The 5727-nt window shown below is 66.4% G+C and carries 3 protein-coding genes and 1 pseudogene; 2 read left to right on the forward strand and 2 right to left on the reverse strand.

Features of this window, described 5'->3' with window-relative positions; translation table 11 throughout:
• Positions 1-22: 22 nt before the first annotated feature.
• Both LPZ50_RS20765 and LPZ50_RS20770 read left to right on the forward strand, forming a co-directional pair.
• Positions 23-214, forward strand: a pseudogene (locus LPZ50_RS20765) (YqaA family protein); the annotation flags it as partial.
• Positions 215-306: 92 nt separating this feature from the next.
• Entirely contained in the window at positions 307-4266 is a 3960-nt protein-coding gene (locus tag LPZ50_RS20770; RefSeq protein WP_230664543.1) for a DUF3683 domain-containing protein, read from the forward strand.
• Between the two features lie 63 nt (positions 4267-4329).
• Here LPZ50_RS20770 and LPZ50_RS20775 read toward each other — a convergent pair whose 3' ends face one another.
• Both LPZ50_RS20775 and LPZ50_RS20780 read right to left on the reverse strand, forming a co-directional pair.
• Entirely contained in the window at positions 4330-5097 is a 768-nt protein-coding gene (locus LPZ50_RS20775) for a LamB/YcsF family protein (protein ID WP_230664545.1), read from the reverse strand.
• 9 nt (positions 5098-5106) lie between these two features.
• Positions 5107-5727: biotin-dependent carboxyltransferase family protein (locus tag LPZ50_RS20780; RefSeq protein ID WP_419195623.1), on the reverse strand; the 621-nt coding region annotated here is incomplete at its 5' end.

Raw genomic sequence — 5727 nt, forward strand, 5'->3', positions numbered from 1 at the left:
CGCCGGCGACGTAGTTCCCTGATATCTGCACCGCATGGGCCCGCCGGCCCTGCTGCTGTCGTGGCTGCCGGCGGTGGGCGACCCGCTGTGCGCCGTGGCGGGATGGCTGCGCCTGGCATTCTGGCCTTGCGTGCTGTACATGGCCATCGGCAAGTTCGCCCGCTACAGCGTCATGACCGCCGGTTTGCTGTGGTTCTTTCCCCAGCCCGTCTAGGGCCTTGCCGGGGCCGTCGGGCGGGGCGATTCAGGGTGCCTGCCCGCAATGTCATAAAATGGCTCTTTAAGGGCCTATTCCCCCGCTAGTTCATGAACGCCCCTCTCGCCAGCCAAATCCTGTCCGCGGCGATTCCGCCCGCGGCCACCACGCGATTGCGTGAAATCCCGTACAACTACACGTCGTTTTCCGATCGCGAGATCGTCGGGCGCCTGTTGGGCGACGATGCCTGGCAATGGTTGTCCGACCTGCGCGGCGAGCGCCGCACGGGGCGTTCCGCCCGCATGTTGTACGAGGTGCTGGGCGACATCTGGGTGGTGCGCCGCAACCCCTATCTGCAGGACGACCTGCTCGACAACCCCAAGCGCCGCAAGTTGCTGGTCGAGGCGCTGCACCACCGCCTGGGCGAAATCGACAAGCGCCGCGAGCCGGGCGTTCCCACGCCCGAAGGGCATGACCCGCAGCGCGATGCCAAGGTGGTTGAACTGCTGGCGCGGGCGCGTTCGGCCGTGGCCGCATTCGAAAGCGAGTTCGACCAGGTGCATCACCTGCGCAAGCAGGCGCAGAAGACGCTGGGCCGCATTACCGCGCGCGACAACATCAAGTTCGACGGGCTGTCGCGCGTGTCGCACGTCACCGATGCCACTGACTGGCGCGTGGAATACCCCTTCGTGGTACTGACGCCCGACAGCGAGCTGGAGACGGCCGCGCTGGTGCGTGCCTGTATTGAATTGGGCCTGACCATCGTGCCGCGTGGCGGCGGCACCGGATATACCGGGGGCGCCATTCCCCTGACCTGGAAGTCGGCCGTCATCAACACCGAGAAATTCGATGCCCTGGGCGCGGTCGAGTCCTGTATCCTGCCCGGGCGGAGCGAGCCCGCGGCCGTCATCCATGCGGGCGCGGGCGTGGTCACCAAGCGCGTGGCCGAGGCCGCCGAGCAGGCCGGCTATGTATTCGCCGTCGACCCCACCTCGGCCGAGGCCTCGTGCGTGGGCGGCAATATCGCCATGAACGCCGGCGGCAAGAAAGCCGTGCTATGGGGCACCGCGCTGGACAACCTGGCCTGGTGGCGCATGGTCGATCCGGACGGCAACTGGCTGGAAGTGTCCCGGCTGGACCACAATCTGGGCAAGATCCACGACGTGGAAGTGGCGCGTTTCGAGCTGCAGTGGTTCGACGGCACCGGCAAGCCCGGCGAAAAGCTGCTGAAAACCGAACAACTGGAAATCGCCGGCCGGGTGTTCCGCAAGGAAGGCCTGGGCAAGGACGTTACCGACAAATTCCTGGCGGGCCTGCCGGGTATCCAGAAAGAAGGTTGCGACGGCCTGATCACGTCGGCCCGCTGGGTACTGCACCGCATGCCGCGCCATACCCGCACGGTGTGCATGGAATTCTTCGGCCAGGCGCGCGATGCCATTCCGTCCATTGTCGAGGTCAAGGGCTACCTGGACGGCGAAGGCCGCGCGCGCGGCGCCATCCTGGCCGGCCTGGAACACCTGGACGAGCGCTACCTGCGCGCGGTGGGCTATGCCACCAAGAGCAAGCGCGGCACCCTGCCCAAGATGGTACTGATTGGCGACATCGTGGGCGACGACGAAGATGCCGTGGCCCTGGCGGCCAGCGAAGTGGTGCGGCTGGCCAATACCCGCCACGGCGAGGGTTTCGTGGCGGTCAGCGCCGAGGCCCGCAAGAAGTTCTGGCTCGACCGCTCGCGCACCGCGGCCATCGCGCGGCACACCAACGCCTTCAAGATCAATGAAGATGTGGTGATCCCGCTGAACCGCATGGGCGAATACACCGACCACATCGAACGCATCAATATCGAGCTGTCCACCCGCAACAAGCTGAAGCTGCTGGGCGCGCTGGATGATTTCCTGGCCGCGCCGTTGCCGGTGGGCAAGGCCGAAGACGCCGAAGACGAGGCCACCCGCGCCGAGGCCCTGGCCGAACGCACCCGCCAGGCCGTCGAGATGCTGGCCCGCGTGCGCCACCGCTGGCAATGGCTGCTGGACAACCTGGATCTGCCGGTGCGCCAGGCGCTGCCCGATCTGCCCAGCCTGGCCATGACGGCCTTGCAGGGCGCGCTGGCCGACCGCGTGGCGGCGCAGCCCGAGGCCCGCATGTTCGACGTGCTGCAAGACCGCACCGTGCGCGTGTCCTGGAAGACCGAGGTGCTGGCGCCGTTGCAGAACATCTTTTCGGGCGCTACCGGCAAGCACATCCTGGACGAGTTCAAGGCCATCCATGCCCGCGTGCTGAAAAGCCGCGTGTTCGTAGCCTTGCACATGCATGCCGGCGACGGCAACGTGCACACCAACATCCCGGTCAATTCCGACGACTACGAAATGCTGACCGAGGCCCACCAGGCAGTGGCCCGCATCATGCAGATCGCGCGCGACCTGGACGGGGTGATCTCGGGCGAGCACGGCATCGGCCTGACCAAGTACGAATTCCTGACCGAAGCCGAGCTGGCGCCGTTCCAGGAATACAAGCGCCGGGTCGACCCGCGCGGGCACTTCAACGCCGGCAAGCTGATGCCCGGCGCCGACCTGCGCCACGCCTGGACGCCCAGCTTCAACCTGATGGGCCACGAGTCGCTCATCATGCAGCAAAGCGACATCGGCGCCATTTCCGAATCAGTGAAAGACTGCCTGCGCTGCGGCAAGTGCAAGCCAGTGTGCGCCACCCATGTGCCGCGCGCCAATCTGCTGTATTCGCCGCGCAACAAGATCCTGGCCACCTCGCTGCTGGTCGAGGCTTTCTTGTACGAAGAGCAGACGCGCCGCGGCGTCAGCCTGAAGCATTGGGAAGAATTCGAAGACGTGGCCGACCACTGTACGGTCTGCCACAAGTGCTACAACCCGTGCCCGGTGGATATCGACTTCGGCGATGTGTCCATGAACATGCGCGCGCTGTTGCGCCGCATGGGGCGCAAGTCGTTCAACCCGGGTACGTCGGCGGCCATGTTCTTCCTGAACGCCAAAGACCCCGCCACGATCAACGCCACCCGCAAGGCGATGGTGGGGGTGGGCTACAAGGCGCAGCGCCTGGCCAACGATGTGCTGTCCACTTTTGCCCGCAAGCAGACGGCCCATCCGCCCGCCACGGTGGGCAAGCCGCCGCTGCGCGAGCAGGTGGTGCACTTCATCAACAAGAAAATGCCAGGCGGCCTGCCCAAGCAAAGCGCCCGCAAGCTGCTGGACATTGAAGACGCCAATTACGTGCCCATCATCCGCGACCCCAAGGCCACCACGGCCGATACGGAGGCGGTGTTCTATTTCCCGGGCTGCGGTTCCGAGCGGCTGTTCTCGCAGGTGGGCCTGGCCACCCAGGCCATGTTGTGGCATGCGGGCGTGCAAACGGTATTGCCGCCGGGCTACCTGTGCTGCGGCTACCCGCAGCGCGGCAACGGCATGAATGACAAGGCCGAGCAGATCATTACCGACAACCGGGTGCTATTCCACCGTGTGGCGAACACGCTGAACTACCTGGATATCAAGACGGTGGTGGTCAGCTGCGGCACCTGCTACGACCAACTGGCCGGCTACGAATTCGACAAGATCTTCCCGGGCTGCCGCCTGATCGATATCCACGAATACCTGCTGGAAAAAGGCATCAAGCTGGATGGCGCCAAGGGTGTGCGCTACATGTACCACGACCCCTGCCACACGCCCATGAAGCTGCAGGACCCAATGAAAACCGTGCGTTCGCTGGTGGGCGACGGCGCCATCAAGACCGACCGCTGCTGCGGCGAATCGGGCACGCTGGCGGTGACCCGTCCCGACGTGTCCACCCAGGTGCGTTTCCGCAAGCAGGAAGAACTGCAGAAAAACCAGGCCGCGCTGCGCCAGGATGGCTACGCGGGCGACGTCAAGGTGCTGACGTCCTGCCCGTCGTGCCTGCAGGGCCTGTCGCGCTACCAGGGCGACACCGCCATGGAAGCGGATTACATTGTGGTGGAAATGGCGCGCCACATCCTGGGCGAGCAGTGGATGGAAGAATACGTAGGACGCGCCAATGCCGGCGGCATCGAGCGCGTGCTGGTCTAGGGTTGTTCCGGTGCCGGGCACTTTGCGTGCCTGGCCCCGGCCCCGGCCCCGGCCGTAAGCAGGCTAAGCTTGCGGCACGGCGCGCACGTCGATGCCCGCCGTCTTCAGCGCATCGCGCAGGGCCTGCGCAAACACCCGGGCATTGGGCTGGTCGCCATGGATGCACAGGGTGTCGGCCTGCACGGGCACGTCGCGCCCGCTTACCGACCGCACCACGCCTTCACGCACCATCTTCAGCACTTGCGCCACCGCTGTGTCCACGTCCTCGATCATGGCGCCGGGCTGGCTGCGCGGCGTCAGCGAGCCGTCGTCCTGGTAAGAGCGGTCGGCAAACACTTCGTGCGCGGCGCGCAGGCCCAATTCCCGGGCCGCTTCCACCAATTTGCTGCCCGCCAGGCCATACAGCACCAGGCTGGCATCCACGTCGCGCACGGCGCGGCATATGGCCTGCGACAGGGCCTCGTCCTTGGCGGCCATGTTGTACAGCGCGCCATGCGCCTTTACATGGTGCAGGCGGGTACCCTGCGTGGCGGCCACGGCGGCCAGCGCGCCCACCTGGTACACCACCATGTCGTAGGCTTCCTGCGGCGTAATCTGCATGGCGCGGCGGCCGAAGCCCACCAGGTCGGGCAGGCTGGGATGCGCGCCCACGGACACCTTATGCGCCATCGCGGCCGCCACCGTCTTGCGCATGGTGGAGGGGTCTCCGCCATGGAAGCCGCAGGCAATATTGGCCGAACTGACGAATTGCAGCACGGCTTCGTCGTTGCCCATGTGCCAGGCGCCGTAGCTTTCGCCCATGTCGCAGTTCAGGTCTATGGCGGTACTCATGGTGTGTCCTCAAGCGTGGAGCAGGGCGCGCAGCGGGGCCAGGGCGTCCTGCAATCGGGCGAACGCGTCTTCGCGCTCACCATCCAGACGTTGCGCGTCATCGAGTTCGATGCGCGCGAAACTGACGGTTTGCCCGGGGCCGCGTTGCGCCAGCACGGGCAGGTCGACGGTGATGACCTGGGCGATCTTGGGATAGCCGCCCGTGGTCTGGCGGTCGGCCATCAGCACGATGGCCTCGCCGCCCGCGGGCACCTGCACGGTGCCGTAGCTGGCGGCTTCCGAGAGGATCTGGCGCGGGCTGGCCATGGCGAGCCTGGGCCCTTCCAGCCGGTAGCCCATACGGTCGGACTGCGGGCTGATGGTGAATTCCGCCTTCAGCAGGCGCTGCTGCGAGGCGGTGTCGAATTCGTCCCAGTGGATGCCGGGCAGGACGCGCAGCGCAGGGCGCAGGCCCGGAACCAGGGATGCGGGCAGGTAAATCGTCAGGTCGGCCAGGGCCTGCGCCAGCCGCTTGCGCGCCGCGGGTTTGCCGGCCAGCGGGCTATGCAGGCCGACGGTGTCGCCCTTGGCCAGGGCGCGCCCGGCATGGCCGCCGAAGCGGCCGCGCAAATAAGTGCTGGTGCTGCCCAT

The sequence above is a fragment of the Bordetella petrii genome, assembly GCF_020991325.1.
In the GTDB taxonomy this organism is placed as follows: domain Bacteria; phylum Pseudomonadota; class Gammaproteobacteria; order Burkholderiales; family Burkholderiaceae_B; genus Bordetella_A; species Bordetella_A petrii_E.

What these genes read in the sequence shown, in the direction of transcription:
- LPZ50_RS20770 (WP_230664543.1), top strand. Translation starts at nt 307, where the DNA reads ATGAACGCCCCTCTCGCCAGCCAAATCCTGTCCGCGGCGATTCCGCCC.
- LPZ50_RS20775 (WP_230664545.1), bottom strand. Translation starts at nt 5,097, where the DNA reads ATGAGTACCGCCATAGACCTGAACTGCGACATGGGCGAAAGCTACGGC.